General features: G+C 50.0%; 1 rRNA gene. It reads left to right on the top strand.

The features are described from left to right. A 16S ribosomal RNA gene (locus ACTHS3_RS18215) occupies positions 1-254 on the top strand; the annotation flags it as partial.

The following is a 254-nucleotide window of genomic DNA, read 5'->3' as shown; positions in this document are numbered from 1 at the left end:
GGTTGTAAACTGCTTTTGTACGGAACGAAACGGTTCTTTCTAATAAAGAGAGCTAATGACGGTACCGTAAGAATAAGCACCGGCTAACTACGTGCCAGCAGCCGCGGTAATACGTAGGGTGCAAGCGTTAATCGGAATTACTGGGCGTAAAGCGTGCGCAGGCGGTTATGCAAGACAGATGTGAAATCCCCGGGCTCAACCTGGGAACTGCATTTGTGACTGCATAGCTAGAGTGTGGCAGAGGGGGATGGAAT

The sequence above is a fragment of the Neisseria sp. P0009.S007 genome (assembly GCF_051962515.1).
Note: the sequence above shows the minus strand (reverse complement) of the source record. Positions and strands in the feature narration are given on the sequence as shown.